Source organism: Streptomyces sp. NPDC038135 (assembly GCF_055601245.1).
On sequence record NZ_JBVJXS010000012.1, the window covers coordinates 46,499 to 65,372 of the forward strand.

The window sequence follows — 18,874 nt, forward strand, 5'->3', positions numbered from 1 at the left end:
CGGACTCACGGGTCCGGCCGCGCACGCACGTAGTCGAGCCGAGGGAGCGTCGGATGCGAGCGGACGGCCACGCCCCCGGCCAGCCGGACGAGCAGGACGCCGGGGAACTGCTCCGCCGGTGCGCGCAGGACGTCCTGGACGTCGCCGAGGGCATCGGCGCGGTCTCCGCGCGGACCGGCGCCGCGCTGCTCGACCCCCGGCTCGCCGGCCCGGCACACCGCCGGCCGCACACCGCCCTCGCGGCCCGCTGGGCGCTGCTGCGTGCCCTGACCGGCGGGCGCGGCCTGGGCCGCCCGGCGGTCCCGCTCCCGAAGGGCCCGGCGGCCCCGCTCCCGACGGGCCCGGCGGCCCCGCTGCCGAAGGATCCGGCCCGGCTGCCCGGCCGGGCGGGCCTGCCCGCGTGGGTGGCGGTCACCGCCCTGCGGCTGAGGGCCGCCGCCGTGCTGGCCGGTCACCCCGAGTTCGCCCGCGACCCCGGTATGCGGAGGCTGGCGGACGCCCTCGCGACCGACCGCGACCCGGCCGCCGTACGCTCCCTGCGCGCCCTGTTCCGGGACCCGGGAGCACAGCGCGCCCTGTCCGGCCTCACCCCCCTGATGGCCGAACTCGCGGCCGTACGAAGGCTGCTGGAGGGGAGTGGCCGGCCCGACGGGGCCGGCTGGGCACTCGCACCCGGACCGCCCGACGGGCAGCCGGCCGGCGGTCCCGTGCCCCCGGCCGAGGCCGGGGACGGGGGCGAGGCGGCCGCCGAGGCCGCCGACCTCACCGAGCGGGAGCGGCAGGACATCGCCACCGAGGGATCCTTCCTGGGCTTCCTGCGCAACATCAGGGCGCTGTCCGCCGACGGGCGCATACTGGTGCAGAACGTGCGCGGACCCGACGGCGTCGTCCGCTACGTCCTCCAGGTCCCCGGCGCCTCGCCCGGCCGGCCCCGGGACGACGGCCCGCGCGACTTCGCCGACGCCTGGCACGATCTCTTCGCGGCCGACTCGCCCCACACCCGCTCGATCCGGCTCGCCCTCGCGGACTACGGCATACCGCGCGGTGCGGACCTCGCCCTGATCGGGCACGGCGAGGGCGGCACCGCGCTGCTGAACCTCGCCCGGGATCCGGACTTCTGCCGTGCCTACCGGGTCACCCACGTCGTGACCGTCGGCTCCCCGGCCGCCGTCCGCCGGACCGCCGACCCCCGCACCTGGGTCGCCGCCATCACCGACCAGCACGACATGGTGCCCGACCCCGGCGGCCGGCACGCCGGCCCCGCCTCGGACCCGCACCCCAACCGGTACGAGCTGCACTACCCCGGCCCCGACGGCCCGTACCCGCTGCGCCACACGGTCCGTGAGTACATCGAGCACCTCCGGTCCGTGGTGCCCCAGGCCCGCGAGATCGTCGACGACGCGCTGACGCCCTACCGTGGCCCGGTCGTGCGGACCCGGGCCTACCGGCTCCGCGACCGTGCCCACCCGCCCGAGGGCCACCCCTTCCTCACCCTGCCGACCGCCTCCGTCCCCACCGCGGCCGGCCCGGTGGACGTGCCGGTGCGCTACTACGACTCCTCCGCCGCCCACCTGTGCTACCTCGTCGACGTTGAGGCCGCGCAGGGCCTGCTGCCCGCCGGCGCCCGGACGGCGCCGAGCCGGCTGGGCGGCCGGGCGCTGGCGGTGCTGTCGCTGTACGAACACCGCTGCTCGACCATCGGGCCCTACACGGAGGTCGCCCTGACGGTGCCGGTGGCCGACCTGTGGCGGCCGCGCCCGTACGACATCGCCGCCGACCTGCTGCGCCGCGCCGACCTGCGCCGCACCGGCCGGCACGTCCTCTCGCTCGCCGTCAGCAGCGAGGAGGCCCGGTGCGTCGCCCAGGAGATCTGGGGCCAGCCCGCCACCCTCGGGTCGGCCGTGGCCGACCTGATGGACCACCGCCTCCGGTTCGCCGCCATGGAGAGCGGTCTCGTGGTGTCCGGCCGCCTCGGCCCGGGCGTCCGCTGCCCGGAGGCCGACTGGGTGCTGTACGGCCGGCGCGACGAGAGCACGGTCCGCACCCTGGTCCGCGCGCACGGCGCGTCCCGGCTGCACGCCGGCGCCCGGATGCGGCTGCGCCTGGACACCGCGGCGGCCGAACCCATGGCCGGGCAGCTGCGCCGGCTCGGGATCGACGCGGCCCGGCCGCTCTTCGTCCTGCACAATCCGCGGTTCACGGCCCACCGCAGCGCCGGCGCCGTCCTGCCGCACTGAACCGAACGCATCCATCCATGAGTTGGGAGCCTCCGTGGTCACCGAGCTGCTGCCCCGCACCATGCCGTCACCCGTCGGACTCCTCGACCGGGCGATCGCGTTGCGCACCGACGCCGATCTGCTGGACGGCTACGCCCGGCGACTGCTGGCCATCGCCGAGGCGCTGACCGGCACCGCGGCGCCCGAGCGGAGCCGCGTCGACCTGGAACGCCAGGCGGCCGCGTGCCGCGCGTCGGCACGGCGGCTGCGCGCCGCCGCCCGGGCGCTGCTCGCGCACCGGCGGGCGACCGCGACCGCCCGGAGCGGAACGCCGGCCCGGGCCGGCCGTACCGTCCTGTGGACGGAGCCGGGCGAGGGCAGGGGTGCGCGGGGATGACCGTCCGGCAGCACGTGCGCGTCAGCGGCCGCGTCCAGGGCGTCTTCTACCGCGACACCTGCCGCCGGCTCGCGGAGGAGCGGGGCGTGGCCGGGTGGGTGCGCAACCTGCACGACGGAGACGTGGAGGCCGTGTTCGAGGGGGCGCCCGACGACGTCGCCCACCTCGCCCGCTGGGCGGCGCAGGGTCCGCCGGCGGCCGCGGTGACGCACTGCACGGGCACCGCCGAGGAGCCCGAGGGGCTGTCCGGCTTCCGCGTACTGCCCGACGCCGCGCCCGGCGACGGCCCCCACGCGGGCTAGCGCGGCGGGAAAGAGAGAGCGGGAAAGGGAACCGGCGGAAGAGATTCGCGGTCTTACGGTCCGTCGACGCCCGGGATCGGCCCGGTCGCGAATAAAACGGGGGAATGAGAAAGATGCCCGTCCGCAGTCGCAGGACCCTCCTGACCGCCGTCGCCGTCACGGCCGGCCTCACCCTGGCCGCCGTCACGCCCGCCCTCGCCGGAACCGGCGCGAGCCACGCCCCTGCCGCCGCCGTGTCGTCCGCCCAGGGCGACCCGCGCAACGCCACCCAGCGCGTCGCCGACTTCTACGGCGCCTACATCGACTCCGTCTGGGCCGCCGACGACCCGGCGGCCGCCGCCAACGCCAAGGCGCTGCGCGCCTTCTACCTGTCCTCGGCCGCCCAGAAGAAGGCCGGCGCCTACGAGCGGAAGAACCATGCCGACGGCATCCTCTTCGCGCAGAACGTGCCGGTGCGGTGGAAGGTCGCCTACACCGGCGCCGGCATGGGCCACTCGACCAGCAGGGTGACGCTGACCTGGAGCGACGGCCGTGACGCGCAGGTCACCAGGATCGACGTCCAGTCCGACCTGAGGACCCTGAAGATCACCGGTCTGAAGCCGGCGGTCTGAAGCCGGCGGGCCGACCCCGTGAGCGGGCCCGCGGTCCCGCCCCGCCCCACCCGGGGCGGGCCCGCGCGGCCGTCGGCGGCGGCCAGGACTGAGCGGCACCGGCCCGGGTACCCGGTGTGCCCTCCCGGAGCCGGCCCGGCCGCCGGGAGCGCAGGTCGCGCCGCGAATGGAGAGACCATGACGCAGAACGGGGAGGGAACCACCCCCGCCCGCCGGCCGGAGGTACCGGGCCTCCGCCTCGCCGGCGAGGGACCACTGCCGCCGGTGCCGGCCGCACCGGTCACGGAGCCCCTGCCGCACGACCGCAGCCAGGCGATCCTGGAGGCCGCCAAGCAGATCGGCGCCCTGCTGAAGAAGCAGGGACACCCCTTCGCCCTCGCGGGCAGCGTGGCGGTCTACGCCCACGGCGGAAGCCGCGACCTCCAGCACGACGCCGACTTCGCCGTGCTGCCCGAGGACTCCGAGGCGGTGGCCGCGACCCTGCGCGAGGCCGGTCTCCCGGTCCGCACCCCGCCGGAGGACTGGCTGCTGAAGACGGCCTGCCGCGGCCAGGACATCGACATCATCTTCCAGCTCGCGCACGAGCCCGTCACCGAGGACATGCTCGCCCGGGCCACGTGCCTGCCGGTCGACTCCGTGCTCATGCCGGTCCTGTCCCCGACCGATCTGATCCGCAGCCTGATCAGCGCCTTCTCGGAACACTACTGCGACTTCGGGGCGGTTCTCCCGGTGGCCCGGGCCGTGCGCGAGAAGGTCGACTGGGACGAGGTGCGGCAGACCTGCGGGGACCAGCCGATGCCCGCCGCCTTCCTCTACCTGCTCGAACGGCTGAACGTGATCGCACCCCCGAAGGGGCAGCCATGACCGACCGAGACGCACAGCGGCCGCCGGACCAGCCGGCCGCCGAGAACCTGGACTACCGCGTCGCCCACCTGGCCGAACGGATCGCGGCCGGACCGCACGGCGAGCTGGGCGTACGGCTGGTCCCGCACGGTGACTCCGTGCTGCTGACGGGCACCGTGCCCTCCACCGAGTGCCGGGACGAGATCCTCGGCATGGCCCGCGAGGTGCTGGCGGGGCACCCCGTGCACTGCGACATCCTCGTCGCCGGGACCTCCTCGCCCGATCACGGGGAGGACCTCACATGATCCGCGTCGCCGCCGTGGGGGACATCCACATGGGATCGGGCAGCCAGGGCACGCTGCGCCCCGCCTTCGAGACCCTGCCGGACTGCGCCGACGTCCTGCTCCTCGCCGGGGACCTCACCCGGCACGGCACGCCCGAGGAGGCGCGGGTCGTCGCCCGGGAGATCAAGGACCTCGCCGTCCCCGTCGTCGCCGTGCTCGGCAACCACGACCACCACGACGACCACCCGGAGGAGGTCGGCGCGATCCTCCGGGACGCCGGCGCGCACGTCCTCGAGGGCGAGGCCGCCGTCGTCACCAGCGACGGGGCGCGCATCGGGGTGGCCGGGACCAAGGGCTTCGGCGGCGGGTTCGTGGGACGCTGCGCCGGGGAGTTCGGCGAGCCGGTCATGAAGGAGTTCGTCCGCTACAGCCGCCGCAGCGCCGACGGACTGCTCACCGCCCTGAAGCAGCTCGACGAGTGGAACTGCGACGTACGGATCGCCCTGACCCACTTCTCACCGGTGCCGGACACCCTGGCCGGGGAGCCGCTGGAGATCTACCCGTTCCTCGGCAGCTACCTCCTCGCCGAGGCGATCGACACCGCCTGCCCCGACCTGGCCGTGCACGGGCACGCCCACGCGGGCACCGAGCACGGGATGACCAGCGGGGGCGTCCGGGTCCGCAACGTGGCCCAGCCGGTGATCGGCCAGGCCTTCCACGTCTACAACCTGCCCGGGCGCGAACCGGCGACGGCCTGACCGGCGCTGGTTCGCGGGCTCAGGCGGCCGTGCCCAGGGCCTCGCGGCCCGCCACGTCGCCGTCCTTCGCGGGCAGCTTCAGCGCGGTGGGCAGGGCGACCCCGCGGCGCAGCAGGCCCGCGCAGATCGCACCGGCGATCAGCAGCCCGCCCGCGACCAGGGCGCCGCGCGCCCCCGCCCACTCCATCAGCAGGCCCAGGGCGGGCGGCCCGCCCAGGCCCCAGACGGTGCCGATGCTGCTCCACACGCCGAGCACCCGGCCCCGCATGTGGGCGGGCGGGTCGGTCTGCAGAACCGCCGTGCCGGCGGTGTCGGAGACCGACTCCACCACGGCCATCGGGAGCACCAGCACCAGCAGGACGGCCAGGGACGGCGAGAGGCCCGCCGCGACCTGGAGCAGCCCGCCGGCCGCAGCGAGCGCCCCCACGGTGCGCACCGAAGGGCTGCGCAGTCGCGCGCCGAGGACCGCGCCGAGGATGCCGCCGACGGCCAGCACCGTGGACACCGTGCCGAACGCCCCCGCGCCGCCCGCGAGCGGCCCGGTGACGAGGACGGCGAGGGTGAGCCCGTAGTTGCGGCCGAAGACCGAGCTGAGACCGGTGACGGCGGCGAGCGCGACCAGCCGGGGCCGGCGGACGAAGAAGGCCAGGCCCTGCCTGATGCCCATCTCGGCCTTGTCCGGTACGACCCGGTCCGGTACGGCGCGCCCGGCGGCCGCCGCCTCCCGGACCGCCCCGGGCGCGGGGCGCAGGAACGGCACGACCGCCGCGACGAACAGGAACGACAGCCCGTTGGCGGCGTACGCGGCGCCGGTGCCGAGGAAGCCGACGGTCACGCCGGCCAGCCCCGTGCCCGCCAGCCGGCCGGCGCTGTGCACGAGGGCGCCCACCCCGATCGCGGAGGGCACGTCCTCCACCGGCACGAGATCGTTGCCGAGCAGCGCGCAGGCCGGTCCGTCGACCGTGGCGATGACACCGGTCACCCCGGCGAGCACCAGCAGGGACGTCATGTCGATCCGGTCCAGCGCCACGAGCAGGGCGGTGGTGAAGGCGATCGCGCCGAGCAGGGCCTGGCTGACGGCGACCGTCAGCTTCCGTGGCCAGCGGTCCACGGCCGCGCCGCCCAGCATGCTCACGAACAGCGCGGGCGCCGCCTGTACCGACATCGACAGACCGGTCGCCGCGGCGGACCCGGTGATCTGCAGCACCAGCAGGTTCTGCACGGTGAGCTGCATCCAGGTGCCGGCGTTGGACACGAGGTTCGCGACCGACCACCAGCGCATGCCGCGGTGACGCAGCGACCGCCACGGCGAACGCGAGGCGCTCGGGCGCGCGGCGGAGGTGGTTCCGGGCGTGGGCACGGCAGGGGCAGTGGACAAAGCGATTACTCGACATCCGGGGGAGTCGGGAGAGCGACCGGCGGAACGGCTGAACCGGCTGCGCTGCACGGCTGGTCCGCCCGGTCGGGAGGGCGCCGACCATGGTGGCAGACGGTACGGGCGAGGCGCCGCCGCCCCGCTTCCCGACGCGGCACGGAGAGCCCCAAATCCGGTCATCCGTCTCGTACTTGAACCCCGGGTGGGCTTGCTCACAGGCCCCCGTGACGCCCCCGCGCGGCGCGCGTTTGCCCGGCCCCGCGCGGGCTACGCGGAAGGCGGCCGGACCACGCGGTCCTGCCGCTGGAGGTGCGACATGCGTGACCACGACCAGGCCGGGGAGGGCCGTCCCGCGCGCGCGGCGGCGCCGGACACCCGCTCGGGCCTCGACACGCCCGGCCGCGGCCCGTCCCGCACCGGCACCGAACCGGTCACCGCCCGCAGCCCCCTGCGGCTGCGGCGGCTGCTCTCCGCGGTCTTCCTGCCGCTCTTCGCCGCGGCCACCGCCGTCCTCGCGGTCTGGGCCGCGCGCACGGGCCCGGGCGACAGCCCCGGCAGCGCCCCGCTGACCGTCCTCGCCGTGATCTGCGGGGTGCTCGCGCTCGCGGCGGCGCTGGACCTCGCCGTCGTGACCCGCCGCCTGCGCCGGGAACCCGACGAGAGGTCCCGGTGCCCCGCGAGAGGCCCCGGCGCCTGACCAGGGGCCCCGGAGCGAGGCGAGAGGTCCCGGTGCCCCGCGAGAGGCCCCGGCGCCTGACCAGGGGCCCCGGAGCGAGGCGAGAGGTCCCGGCGCCTGACCAGGGCCCCGGAGCGAGACGAGAGGTCCCGGCGCCTGACCAGGGCCCCGGAGCGAGGCGAGAGGTCCCGGCGCCCCGCGAGAGACCCCGGCGCCTTACCAGGAACCCACCGGAGCGAGGCGAGAGGCCCCGGCGCCTGACCAGGGGCCCCGGAGCCAGGCGCGAGGCCCCCGCGCCCGATGGGAGGACCCGGCGGGCTGCCGGGCCGCCTCAGCGGTTGACCGCCCGCATCCCCGCCTCGTCGTAGCGCTCACCCGACGCCTGGGGCAGCTCGGCGTCGATGCGGGCGAGGTCCTCCTTGCTCAGCTCGATGTCCACCGCGGCCGCGTTCTGCTCCAGGTAGGTGCGGCGCTTGGTGCCCGGGATCGGGACCAGGTCCTCGCCCTGGGCCAGCACCCAGGCGATCGCGAGCTGGGCCGGGGTCACGTCCTTCTCCGCGGCGATCTCCTTGACCTTCGCCGCCAGCCGCAGGTTCGCCTCGAGGTGGGCGTCGGTGAACCGCGGGCTGCTGCGACGGTAGTCGTCGGCGTCCAGCTCGTCGGGGGAGGAGAACCGGCCGGCGAGGAAGCCGCGGCCGAGCGGCGAGTACGGCACGAAGCCGATGCCCAGCTCACGGCAGGCCGGCAGCACCTCGGCCTCCACGTCCCTGGTCCACAGCGAGTACTCGCTCTGCACGGCGGTGACCGGGTGGACGGCGTTCGCCCGCCGGATGGTCTCCGCGCTCGCCTCGCTCAGCCCGATGTACCGCACCTTGCCCTCGGCGACCAGCTCCGCCAGGGCGCCCACGGTCTCCTCGATCGGCACCTGCGGATCGACCCGGTGCTGGTAGTAGAGGTCGATGTGGTCGGTGCCGAGGCGCTCCAGCGAGCCGTGCACCGAGCTGCGCACATGCTCGGCGGAGCCGTCCTGGCGGCCCACCGAGCTCATGTCGCCCGGCACCGCGTCGTCCATCCGGTAGTTGAACTTCGTGGCGATCACGTACTCGTCGCGGTGTCCCCTGATCGCCTCGCCGACCAGTGACTCGTTGGTCAGCGGCCCGTACATCTGGGCGGTGTCCAGGAAGTCGACGCCCAGTTCGAGGGCGCGGCGGATGGTCGCGATGCCCTCGGCCTGGTCGGCGGTGCCGTAGAAGGCGGACATTCCCATGCAGCCGAGGCCGATGGCCGATACCTGGAGATCCCGCAGACTGCGCTGTCGCATGTGCTGTCCCAGCCTTTCGCACACTTCGGTCGGTCGTCCGCACCGCCGTCACGGCGCACGGACGGAGAGAGCCACCCACCATTCAGCGACGAATCGGGCCGCCCGGCATCCCGTGGGGGGACAGCGGGCGGCCCGGTCCCGCTCGGTGGGCCGTCCACGACGCTACGACCTGAAGTGCGCTCGAACGCAAGCGCCGTCCGGTGTCAGACGCCCAGCCGGACCGGCAGCTCGAACAGGTCGTTCTGCGTGACGACCGGCTTGTTGCGCAGCTCGGCCGCCGGGACCGCGAGCTCCAGGCCGGGGAAGCGGGCGTACAGCGCGGGCAGCGCCACCCCCGCCTCCAGCCGGGACAGCGCCGCGCCCGGGCACACGTGCGGGCCGTGCCCGAAGGAGATGTGCCGGTTCCTCGTCTCGCGGGTGACGTCGAACTCCCCGGCGTCCGGGCCGTGCGCCTTCTCGTCGCGGCCGATCGCCCCGTACGACACGATCAGCGCGTCGCCGGCCGGGATCACCCGGTCGCCGACCTGCACGTCCTCGGTCGCGAACCGGATCAGCACGTGCGAGGTGGGGGTGGACCAGCGCAGCGTCTCCTCGACCACCGCCGACCAGTCCGCCTCGCCGGACAGCACCAGGGCACGCTGCTCGGGGTGCGTGGAGAGGGCGACGACGGCGTTGACGATCAGGGAGATCGTGGTCTCGTGGCCCGCCGCCACCATGAGCTGGAGCGTGGAGACGATCTCCTGGTCGGTGAGCCGGTCGCCGTCCTCGGAGGCGAGGACCAGCGCGCTGGTCAGGTCGTCCCCCGGCTCGGCCCGCTTGGCCGCGACCGTCTCGGCCATGATCTCGGCCAGCTCGGTGAGGGTCGCCACGACCTCCGCGGGCGGGGTCTGAGTGGAGAAGAACTTCTCGAACAGCACCTTCAGCCGCGGCAGCCGCGCTTCCGGCAGGCCCATGAGGTCCGCGACGACGTACATGGGCAGCGGGTAGGCGAAGGCCGCCTTCAAGTCCACCGTCGAACCGTCCGCGGGCAGCGCGTCCAGCAGGTCCTGGGTGAGTTTCCCGATGCGCTCGCGCATCTTCTCCACCCGGCGCGGGGTGAGCGCCTGCGCGACCAGCGTGCGCAGCCGGCGGTGGTCGGCGCCGTCCACGGTGAGCATGGAGCGGCCCGGGTTGGCCAGGCCGATCAGCGGCCAGTCGGCGGGTATCTCGCCGCGCCGCCACGCGCCCCACACCTCGATGTCCTTCACCAGACGCGGGTCGGTGAGCAGTGCCTTGGCCTCCGCGTGGTGGGTGACGGCCCACACCGGGACACCTCCCGGGAGCTCCACGGCGGCGAGCGGGCCGGCCGCGCGCAGGGCCGCGCTCTCACCGTCCAGGTCGGAGACGAAGGGGTCGAGGGCGATCCGCGGTGCTTCGGTACCGGTGCTCATCGTGACGTGCCTCCCAGGGGCGGGGTCAGGGGTACGGCGCCTGTCCGGGGCGGCCCCGGGCCCCCGGTCGGCGAACGGCCCGGCCGGGGCGGCGCGGTGATCAGCGGGCTAGTACGGGGGTGAAGCGGACGGGCAGCCGGTTCAGCCCCCTGAGCCAGGGCGAGGGCCGGCGGGCGAGGGACTCGGCGGGCACCGCCAGATCGATGTCCGGCAGCCGGTCCAGGACGACCTCGATGCCGGTCCGGGCGATGACCTCGGCGATCTCCTGCGCGGGGAACGGGCAGGAGTGCTCGCCGTGGCCGAAGGAGAAGTGCGCGCTGTTGCCGCCGGTCAGCGCCGAGGCGTCGGTGCGCACCTGCGGATCGGAGTTGGCGCCCTGCAGCCCCAGCAGCACCATGTCGCCGGCCCGGACGGAACGGCCGCCGAGGCGGGTGTCACGGGTGGCCCAGCGGCCGGCCACGTTCTGCGTGGGAGTGTCCTCCCACAGCACCTCGTTCATGGCCTCGGCGACGCTGTGCCGCCCGCCGAACAGGGAGGCGGCGAACCGGTCGTCGGTGAGCATCAGCCGCAGCGAGTTGCCGATCCAGTCGGCGGTCGGCTGGTGCCCGGCCGCCGTCATCACCATCAGGTCCTGGGCGATCTCCTCGTCGGTGAAGCCGCTGCCGTCGGCGAGCATCCGGGAGACCACGTCGTCGGCGGGCTCCTTCCGCCGTTCGGCGATCAGGCGCTCCATGGAACCGGCGAGATGGGACTGCCCGGCCAGCGCCCGCTCCCGGCCGTCGATCATGTCGTTGAGCGCGGTGACCAGGCCCGGGCCGTCCTCGTCCGGGAAGCCGTAGAGCCGGGCGAGCACCCGCACCGGCAGGAGCATCGCGTACTGCGCGATCAGGTCGGCCTCGCCGGCCGCGCACAGCGCGTCGATCAGCTCGTCCGCGAACCGCTCGGCGTGCCGGCGCAGTTCGAAGGGGTCGACCGCCTCCAGCGCGTTGCCGATCATGGCCGCGCGCTGCCGGTGCCGCTCGCCGACCGTGTACAGGATCGACGGCTGCCTGTGCCCGATCATCGGCCGCAGCGGCCAGTCCGCGGGGATGTTCTCCCACTGGTTCCACAGGTCCGAGTCCCGGCTGAAGAGCACCGGATCGCCGGTGACCTGGTGCAGCTCGCGGTAGCCCAGCACCAGCCAGGCCGGTATGCCGCCGTGGAGCAGCACGGGCACCACCGCGCCGTGGTCGCGCCGCATCTCGCGGTACAGCCGGGCGGGGTCGGTCCGGAACCCGGGCCCGTCGAGCGGGACGGCGTCGGGGGTCGTCACACGAACTCCTGTCGGGGCGAGCCCGCGCGCGCGGACGGGTCGGCGTACCGGTTCTTCACGTGCTCCACCAGCGTGATCAGCGTGTGCTTGCCCGACTCGCGGGAGCGGGCGTCGCAGTCGATGAGCGGCACCCGCGGATCCAGGTCGAGCGCCTCGCGGACGTCCTCGCCCGCGCGTACGGCGCCGCCGAAGTCGTTGCAGGCCACGATGAACGGGGTGCCGTGGTGCTCCAGGCGGTCGATGGCGTACCAGGAGTCGTCGATGCGCCGGGTGTCGACCAGCACCACCGCGCCGAGCGTGCCCGAGAACAGCCGGTCCCACAGGAACCAGAAGCGCTCCTGGCCCGGCGCGCCGAACAGGTACAGCACGTTGCGCGCGTCCAGGGTGATCCGGCCGAAGTCGAAGGCGACCGTGGTGGCGGACTTGCCGCGCACCTGACGGATGTCGTCGACGCCGGCGCCGGCCTGGGTCATCGTCTCCTCGGTGTTGAGGGGACGGATCTCGCTGACGGAGCGGACCAGGGTGGTCTTGCCGACGCCGAAGCCGCCCACGACCACGATCTTCAGACCGTTGTCGGCGGAGGCACCCAACGGGGTGCGCGCGTCAGAGGTTGCGTAGTCCAACGAGCACCTGCTCCAGGATGTCGGGGTCGGTCGGGGCCGGCCTGCGCGGATGACGGGCGCTGACGCGGCCCGCCGCGAGCAGGTCGCACAGCAGCACCTTGGTGATGCTCACCGGCAGCCGCAGTTCGGCTGCGATCTCCACCACCGAGGCGGGCGACCGGGTCAGCTCGAGGATGGCCACGTGCTCCGACTGCATGCCGGCCGCCGGGTCGGACTCGGCGACCACGAGGGTGACCAGGTCGAAGGGGGTGTCCGGTCCGGACCGGCTGCGGCCCTGCGTGATGGTGTACAGGCGGTCGGGGGCGTCGTCCCTGCCCGGCCGGCTCATGACGCGCGCGGCGGCGCGGTCAGGTGCTCACCGAGCTGTTCCACCAGCTCGCTCATGGTGTGTCCGACGAGTCCGGCGTCCGCCTCCTCCGTGGTGACCACGGCCAGATGGGCGCCCGCGCCGGCCTCCACGATGAACAGCACGCCGCCGTAGAACTCCGCCATCGCCGAGCGGACTCCGCCGCTGCCGTCGCCGAACTCGACGGACGCCCCGTGCGAGAGGGACTGGATGCCGGCCGCGATGGCGGCGAGCTGGTCGGCCTGGTCGACGGACAGCTCAGGGGTACGGCACAGCTTCAGTCCGTCGCGGGAGAGCACGAGCGCGTGCAGGGCGCCCGGGGTCCGCTCCAGCAGGCCCTCCAGGAGCCAGGTGAGCTTGTCGTCGGCGGTGGTCGGGCCGGTCATGACGTGGTGTCGCCTTCCAGGTGCGTGTGCGGGTGCGGTTGGCAGGTGCCGGGGGGCTGGGCTTCGTGTCCGGCCGGGTGGCCGCCGGGCGCGCCCTCGTCCGGCGCCGTGACATGGGCGTCGGCGCCATCCCGGCCGGCGTCCTGGGCCGGACCGGTGCGCGGCCGGGCCTCCGGCGCGGAGCGGACCGCCTGGCGGAAGCTGCCGAAGCGGGCGGCGCGGGCCTTGCCCTCGTCGGCGCCGGCCGGTCGGGGGCCGCCGCCCTGCTCGGCGCCGGACGGGGTCCGGGCGCCCTCCGTGCGGGGCGCCGGCCGGGAGCGTTCGGCGGCGGCGAGGGTACGGCCCCGGCGGCGCTTCGGCAGTCCCGCCGGGCCCTCCGCGGCGGACGGCGAGGTGTCGTGGACGACGTCGGTGTCCGCGGGAGCCGGAGCCGGCGGGGCCTCGACCGGCTCCGGGCGGGGTGCCGGCGCCGGCGCCGCCGGGGCGGGGCCGGCGAGGATGTCCTGCGGGACGAGCATCAGCACGCCGGTGCCGCCGCGCGCCGAGGGGCGGAACGACACCTTCAGACCGTGCTTGCGGGCCAGCCGGCCGACCACGGCGAGCCCGAGCCGGGTGCCGGTCAGACCGCCCAGTTCCGTGACGTCACCGGAGACCGCCCGTTCGGCCCGGCGCAGCTGCACCTCGCCCATGACCAGGCCGCTGTCCTCCACGGACACGATGACCCCGGCCGGCACCTCCTCCACGTAGACGTGGACCTCGGCGGTCGGCGGCGAGAAGTTCGCGGCGTTGTCGAGGAGTTCGGCCAGCGCGTGCATCACGCCCTCGGCGGCGTGCCCGGCGACCGCGCTTCCGCTGACCGAGTGCACCCGCACCCGCCGGTATCCGGCGATCCGGCCCATCGCCCCGCGCAGGATGGACTCCATGCCGATGGGCCGTGCCCACCGACGGCCGGTGCGCGCCCCGGTCAGGACGGCGATGGAGTCCGCGAGCCGCCCGGCCTGGGCCGTGCGGTGATCGAGGTGCAGCAGGTCGGCGAGCACCTCCTCGTCGGTGTGCCGGTCCTCCATCGCGCGCAGGTCGGCGAGCGTGGCCGTGGCCAGGGCCTGCATCCGGGCGGCCGCGTTGGCGGTCGCGGACACCGCGGCGCCGCGCTCCCGCCGGGCGCGTTCCAGCTCGTCGGCCAGGCCGGCGTTCTCCGCGCGCAGCCGCTCCGCCTCGCGATCGGCCGCCGCCCGGAGCCGCTCCCGTTCGGCCGCGAACGACTCGGTCAGCTCCGTGCGCAGCTGCGCGAGGTCGTCGATGAGCCGCTGCTGCTCCTGGCGGGCCTCTTCGGCGGCGTGGGCCTGCTGCTGCAGCAGCCGTCCCATGTCCTGGTTCAGGCTCTCCAGCCGGCGCCTGCCGCCGCGCGCGGCGCGCAGGGCGTGCGCGGCCGTGGCGACCGCGGCGCTGAGCACCACCGCCGCCGCGCCGGCGCCCCAGGCCAGCGGGGCGCGCACCGGGCCGGGCGCCGTCGCCACCGCCCCCCAGACGACGAGTGCCGACAGGGCGGCGGTCGCGGCGAGGGCGACGACGAACGTGCGGGACGGGGAACGGTGGCCGGGATGCGTGAGCGGGGTCATCGGTCCGGGTGATCCTCGCGGCAGAGAGGGGCGAAGGAGGGCAGGCGGAGACGTCCCGGGCGGTCGGAAAAAGACACTCGGGGGGTGAACTGCCGGTCACTATACGAGAGTTCGTGATCGAAAAGGAAAGAGTCCGTGCTCGTTCCAGGTGCCGGACGGTCACCGGCCTGGAGCAGCGGCCGGTGCCGTCTGTGGCGCCGCCCACCCCGCCCGTGTGACGGTTCTCGCACGTCGAGACGATTTGGCACCCCCTAATGTTGCCGCGACGTACGGCAGGGATGGCTGACACCATGGTGTTTGTCGCCGCCAGGCAGCTGAAGGGAATCCAGGATGTTCCGCAAGGTGCTGGTCGCCAACCGTGGAGAGATCGCGATCCGCGCGTTCCGGGCGGGCTACGAACTCGGCGCGCGCACGGTCGCCGTGTTCCCGCACGAGGACCGCAACTCGCTGCACCGGCTGAAAGCCGACGAGGCGTACGAGATCGGTGAACCGGGGCACCCCGTGCGGGCCTACCTCTCGGTCGAGGAGATCGTGGCCGCCGCCCGCCGGGCGGGCGCCGACGCCGTCTACCCCGGCTACGGATTCCTGTCCGAGAACCCGGAACTGGCCCGCGCCTGCGAGGAGGCGGGCATCACCTTCGTCGGCCCGGACGCGCGGACGCTCGAACTGACCGGCAACAAGGCTCGCGCGGTCGCCGCCGCGCGGGCCGCCGGCGTACCCGTGCTCGGTTCTTCCGCGCCCTCCCAAGACGTGGACGAACTGGTGCGGGCCGCCGAGGAGATCGGCTTCCCGGTCTTCGTCAAGGCGGTCGCCGGCGGCGGCGGGCGGGGCATGCGCCGGGTGGAGGACCCCGCCCAGTTGCGCGAGTCCATCGAGGCCGCCTCCCGCGAGGCCGCGTCCGCGTTCGGCGACCCGACCGTCTTCCTGGAGAAGGCCGTCGTCGACCCGCGCCACATCGAGGTGCAGATCCTCGCCGACGGCGAGGGCAACGTCATCCACCTCTTCGAGCGCGACTGCTCGCTCCAGCGCCGGCACCAGAAGGTCATCGAACTGGCGCCCGCACCCAACCTCGACCCCGCGCTGCGGGACCGGATCTGCGCCGACGCGGTGCGCTTCGCCCGCGAGATCGGCTACCGCAACGCGGGCACCGTGGAGTTCCTGCTCGACCCCGACGGCAACCACGTCTTCATCGAGATGAACCCGCGCATCCAGGTCGAGCACACGGTCACCGAGGAGGTCACCGACGTCGACCTGGTCCAGGCCCAGCTGCGCATCGCCTCCGGCCAGACCCTCGCCGACCTCGGCCTCTCCCAGGACACCGTCACCCTGCGCGGCGCCGCCCTGCAGTGCCGCATCACCACCGAGGACCCGGCCAACGGCTTCCGCCCGGACACCGGCCGGATCAGCGCCTACCGCTCCCCGGGCGGCTCCGGCATCCGCCTGGACGGCGGAACCACCCACGCGGGCACGGAGATCAGCGCCCACTTCGACTCGATGCTGGTCAAACTCACCTGCCGGGGCCGGGACTTCCAGGCCGCCGTGGGCCGCGCCCGGCGTGCCGTGGCCGAGTTCCGCATCCGCGGTGTCGCCACCAACATCCCGTTCCTGCAGGCGGTCCTGGACGACCCCGACTTCCAGGCGGGCCGGATCACCACCTCCTTCATCGAGCAGCGCCCGTACCTGCTCACCTCCCGGCACTCCGCCGACCGCGGCACCAAACTGCTCACCTACCTCGCCGACGTCACCGTCAACAAGCCGCACGGCGAGCGGCCCGAACTGCTCGACCCGGTCGCCAAGCTGCCCTCGCTCCCGGCCGGTGAGCCCGCGGCCGGCTCCCGGCAGCGGCTGGTGGAACTCGGCCCCGAGGGCTTCGCCCGGCAGCTGCGCGAGTCGCCGACCATCGGGGTCACCGACACCACCTTCCGCGACGCCCACCAGTCGCTGCTGGCCACCCGGGTGCGCACCAAGGACCTCCTCGCCGTCGCCCCGGTGGTCGCCCGCACGCTGCCGCAACTGCTGTCCCTGGAGTGCTGGGGCGGCGCCACGTACGACGTCGCGCTGCGCTTCCTGGCCGAGGACCCCTGGGAGCGGCTGGCCGCCCTGCGCGAGGCGGTGCCCAACATCTGCCTGCAGATGCTGCTGCGCGGCCGCAACACCGTCGGCTACACCCCGTACCCGACCGAGGTGACCGACGCCTTCGTGCAGGAGGCCGCCGCCACCGGCATCGACATCTTCCGCATCTTCGACGCCCTGAACGACGTCGGCCAGATGCGGCCCGCCATCGAGGCGGTGCGCGAGACCGGCACCGCGATCGCCGAGGTCGCCCTCTGCTACACCGCCGACCTCAACGATCCCTCGGAGCGGCTCTACACGCTCGACTACTACCTGCGGCTCGCCGAGCAGATCGTCGAGGCCGGCGCGCACGTCCTGGCGATCAAGGACATGGCCGGGCTGCTGCGCGCACCGGCCGCCGCGAAGCTCGTCACCGCGCTGCGCCGCGAGTTCGACCTGCCCGTGCACCTGCACACGCACGACACGGCGGGCGGCCAGCTCGCCACCTACCTCGCCGCGATCCAGGCGGGCGCCGACGCGGTCGACGGAGCGGTGGCCTCGATGGCCGGCACCACCTCGCAGCCCTCGCTGTCGGCGCTCGTCGCCGCCACCGACCACTCCGAGCGGCCCACCGGCCTCGACCTGGGCGCCGTGGGCGACCTGGAGCCGTACTGGGAGGGCGTGCGCAAGATCTACGCCCCGTTCGAGGCGGGTCTCGCCTCCCCGACCGGGCGGGTCTACCACCACGAGATCCCCGGCGGGCAGCTCTCCAACCTGCGCACCCAGGCCGTCGCCCTCGGGCTCGGCGACCGCTTCGAGGACATCGAGGCGATGTACGCCGCCGCCGACCGGATCCTCGGCCGGCTGGTCAAGGTGACGCCGTCCTCCAAGGTGGTCGGCGATCTCGCGCTGCACCTGGTGGGCGCCGGGGTCTCGCCGGAGGACTTCGAGGCGACCCCGGACCGGTTCGACATCCCGGACTCGGTGATCGGCTTCCTGCGCGGCGAGCTGGGCACCCCGCCCGGCGGCTGGCCCGAGCCGTTCCGCACCAAGGCCCTGCAGGGCCGGACGGAGGCCAGGCCCGCCCCCGAGCTGTCCGCCGAGGACCGCGACGGGCTGGCCAAGGACCGCCGCGCGACCCTCAACCGGCTGCTGTTCCCCGGCCCGACCCGCGAGTTCGACACGCACCGCCAGAGCTTCGGCGACACCAGCGTGCTGGACAGCAAGGCCTTCTTCTACGGCCTGCGCCCGGCCAAGGAGTACGCCGTCGACCTGGAACCCGGTGTCCGGCTGCTGATCGAGCTGCAGGCGGTCGGCGAGGCCGACGAGCGCGGCATGCGCACCGTGATGTCCTCGCTCAACGGCCAGATCCGGCCCATCCAGGTGCGGGACCGGGCGGCGGCCTCGGACGTCCCGGTGACGGAGAAGGCGGACCGGGGCAACCCGGGGCACGTGGCGGCGCCGTTCGCCGGCGTGGTGACACTCGCGGTGACCGAGGGCGACGAGGTGGCGGCCGGCGCCACCGTGGCCACCATCGAGGCCATGAAGATGGAGGCCACGATCACCGCGCCGAAGGCGGGCCGGGTGTCCCGGCTGGCCATCAACCGGATCCAGCAGGTGGAGGGCGGCGACCTGCTGGTGGAGATCGCCTGACGACAGCGCCCGCTCTCCGCGGCCGGAGGCCCGGCCGCGGAGAGCGGGCGTGAAGGGTCCGGCTCGGCGCCGGCCGGGAGTCGTCCGTCAGCCCGGGAGCGGGTAGCTCACGACCTGGTCGAAGCCTTCGGGCCGGGCGCCCTCGTAGGTGAGCGTGATCCGGGTGAAGCGCTGGACGCCCGGGTGCTTCTTCCACGGGGCCGGGCTGTCCAGCCGCACCGTCACCCGGTACGAGTGGAACTTGCCCGCCGCGCAGTACGGCTTGCAGTCGTTGACCGCGTTCAGTCCCTCGGCCATGGCCGCCCGGGAGCCCCACTTGGTCCAGTTGAGGCCCGCCAGACGGCTGTTGCCGTCGCCGCAGGCCAGGATGTAGTCGGCCGGGCGGACGGTGCGCTGGAAGGAGCAGTCGACCAGCACCGGTTGCGAGCGCCGGGCCTGCGGGGCCGACGTGCCCGGCGGAGTCGCGGAGGCCGTCGTCATGGCCGCCGTGAGCATGGCTCCCGCCGCGAGCGTGACTGCCGTTCCCACCAATGATCCGCGCATGGCCGCTCCCACTGCCGTTCCGTGTCCGACCGCGTGCACATCGACGCTACGACCGTACGCCCGGATGTACCAATCGCGCAGGTCGCGCCGCGTGTCCGCGGTACGGACAACCGTTCGGCCCCGTGTT

General features: G+C 74.6%; 18 protein-coding genes. 9 read left to right on the forward strand and 9 right to left on the reverse strand.

The window, feature by feature from the left end:
- The first annotated feature begins 53 nt into the window (after positions 1-53).
- The 7 genes from ACZ7JA_RS30800 to ACZ7JA_RS30830 all read left to right on the forward strand — a co-directional run bounded on the left by ACZ7JA_RS30800 (position 54) and on the right by ACZ7JA_RS30830 (position 5,411).
- Entirely contained in the window at positions 54-2,237 is a 2,184-nt protein-coding gene (locus ACZ7JA_RS30800; RefSeq protein WP_470811622.1) for an acetoacetate decarboxylase family protein, read from the forward strand.
- A 34-nt stretch (positions 2,238-2,271) separates the two neighbouring features.
- A complete protein-coding gene (locus ACZ7JA_RS30805; RefSeq protein WP_351666247.1) occupies positions 2,272-2,613 on the forward strand; it encodes a hypothetical protein in 342 nt (113 codons plus the stop codon).
- Positions 2,610-2,915, forward strand: coding sequence for an acylphosphatase (locus tag ACZ7JA_RS30810; protein WP_351666249.1), 306 nt, complete (start codon positions 2,610-2,612; stop codon positions 2,913-2,915). The genes ACZ7JA_RS30805 and ACZ7JA_RS30810 overlap by 4 nt, the downstream gene beginning before the upstream one ends.
- Before the next feature lie 113 nt (positions 2,916-3,028).
- Complete coding sequence (locus ACZ7JA_RS30815) at positions 3,029-3,526, forward strand: hypothetical protein (RefSeq protein ID WP_351666251.1); 498 nt, start codon at positions 3,029-3,031, stop codon at positions 3,524-3,526.
- Positions 3,527-3,703: 177 nt separating this feature from the next.
- A complete protein-coding gene (locus ACZ7JA_RS30820) occupies positions 3,704-4,390 on the forward strand; it encodes a nucleotidyltransferase family protein (protein WP_470811625.1) in 687 nt (228 codons plus the stop codon).
- Complete coding sequence (locus tag ACZ7JA_RS30825; protein ID WP_389298057.1) at positions 4,387-4,674, forward strand: BON domain-containing protein; 288 nt, start codon at positions 4,387-4,389, stop codon at positions 4,672-4,674. The genes ACZ7JA_RS30820 and ACZ7JA_RS30825 overlap by 4 nt, the downstream gene beginning before the upstream one ends.
- Positions 4,671-5,411 carry a metallophosphoesterase family protein gene (locus tag ACZ7JA_RS30830; RefSeq protein WP_470811627.1) on the forward strand — a complete coding sequence of 247 codons (741 nt, stop codon included), beginning with the start codon at positions 4,671-4,673 and terminating at the stop codon, positions 5,409-5,411. Before ACZ7JA_RS30825 ends, ACZ7JA_RS30830 begins: the two co-directional genes overlap by 4 nt.
- Positions 5,412-5,430: 19 nt before the next feature.
- Here the strand turns inward: ACZ7JA_RS30830 and ACZ7JA_RS30835 are convergent, their stop codons facing one another.
- Entirely contained in the window at positions 5,431-6,693 is a 1,263-nt protein-coding gene (locus tag ACZ7JA_RS30835; RefSeq protein ID WP_470811869.1) for an MFS transporter, read from the reverse strand.
- Positions 6,694-7,102: 409 nt separating this feature from the next.
- On the opposite strand from ACZ7JA_RS30835, the gene ACZ7JA_RS30840 reads away from it, so the two are divergent.
- Positions 7,103-7,483: a DUF6343 family protein gene (locus ACZ7JA_RS30840; RefSeq protein ID WP_470811629.1), complete on the forward strand. Its 381-nt coding sequence runs from the start codon at positions 7,103-7,105 to the stop codon at positions 7,481-7,483.
- Positions 7,484-7,793: 310 nt separating this feature from the next.
- On the opposite strand, the gene ACZ7JA_RS30845 is transcribed toward ACZ7JA_RS30840, so the two are convergent.
- The 7 genes from ACZ7JA_RS30845 to ACZ7JA_RS30875 form a co-directional block, all read right to left on the reverse strand.
- Positions 7,794-8,783 (reverse strand): aldo/keto reductase, encoded by a 990-nt coding sequence (locus tag ACZ7JA_RS30845; protein ID WP_351666258.1) that lies wholly within the window; start codon positions 8,781-8,783, stop codon positions 7,794-7,796.
- A 203-nt stretch (positions 8,784-8,986) separates the two neighbouring features.
- Positions 8,987-10,213: a cytochrome P450 family protein gene (locus ACZ7JA_RS30850; RefSeq protein ID WP_351666259.1), complete on the reverse strand. Its 1,227-nt coding sequence runs from the start codon at positions 10,211-10,213 to the stop codon at positions 8,987-8,989.
- A 100-nt stretch (positions 10,214-10,313) separates the two neighbouring features.
- A complete protein-coding gene (locus ACZ7JA_RS30855; RefSeq protein WP_351666260.1) occupies positions 10,314-11,525 on the reverse strand; it encodes a cytochrome P450 in 1,212 nt (403 codons plus the stop codon).
- Positions 11,522-12,115 carry a GTP-binding protein gene (locus ACZ7JA_RS30860; protein WP_351666487.1) on the reverse strand — a complete coding sequence of 198 codons (594 nt, stop codon included), beginning with the start codon at positions 12,113-12,115 and terminating at the stop codon, positions 11,522-11,524. Before ACZ7JA_RS30860 ends, ACZ7JA_RS30855 begins: the two co-directional genes overlap by 4 nt.
- 13 nt (positions 12,116-12,128) lie before the next feature.
- Complete coding sequence (locus ACZ7JA_RS30865) at positions 12,129-12,476, reverse strand: DUF742 domain-containing protein (RefSeq protein ID WP_351666261.1); 348 nt, start codon at positions 12,474-12,476, stop codon at positions 12,129-12,131.
- Positions 12,473-12,880, reverse strand: a complete 408-nt coding sequence (locus ACZ7JA_RS30870) for a roadblock/LC7 domain-containing protein (RefSeq protein WP_351666262.1) — start codon at positions 12,878-12,880, stop codon at positions 12,473-12,475. Before ACZ7JA_RS30870 ends, ACZ7JA_RS30865 begins: the two co-directional genes overlap by 4 nt.
- Positions 12,877-14,499, reverse strand: a complete 1,623-nt coding sequence (locus tag ACZ7JA_RS30875) for a sensor histidine kinase (RefSeq protein WP_470811632.1) — start codon at positions 14,497-14,499, stop codon at positions 12,877-12,879. The genes ACZ7JA_RS30870 and ACZ7JA_RS30875 overlap by 4 nt, the downstream gene beginning before the upstream one ends.
- Positions 14,500-14,829: 330 nt before the next feature.
- On the opposite strand from ACZ7JA_RS30875, the gene ACZ7JA_RS30880 reads away from it, so the two are divergent.
- Positions 14,830-18,204, forward strand: a complete 3,375-nt coding sequence (locus tag ACZ7JA_RS30880) for a pyruvate carboxylase (RefSeq protein WP_389298072.1) — start codon at positions 14,830-14,832, stop codon at positions 18,202-18,204.
- 87 nt (positions 18,205-18,291) lie between these two features.
- On the opposite strand, the gene ACZ7JA_RS30885 is transcribed toward ACZ7JA_RS30880, so the two are convergent.
- On the reverse strand, positions 18,292-18,747 hold the full coding sequence (locus ACZ7JA_RS30885) for a hypothetical protein (RefSeq protein ID WP_351666267.1): 456 nt from the start codon (positions 18,745-18,747) through the stop codon (positions 18,292-18,294).
- Between the last annotated feature and the right edge of the window lie 127 nt (positions 18,748-18,874).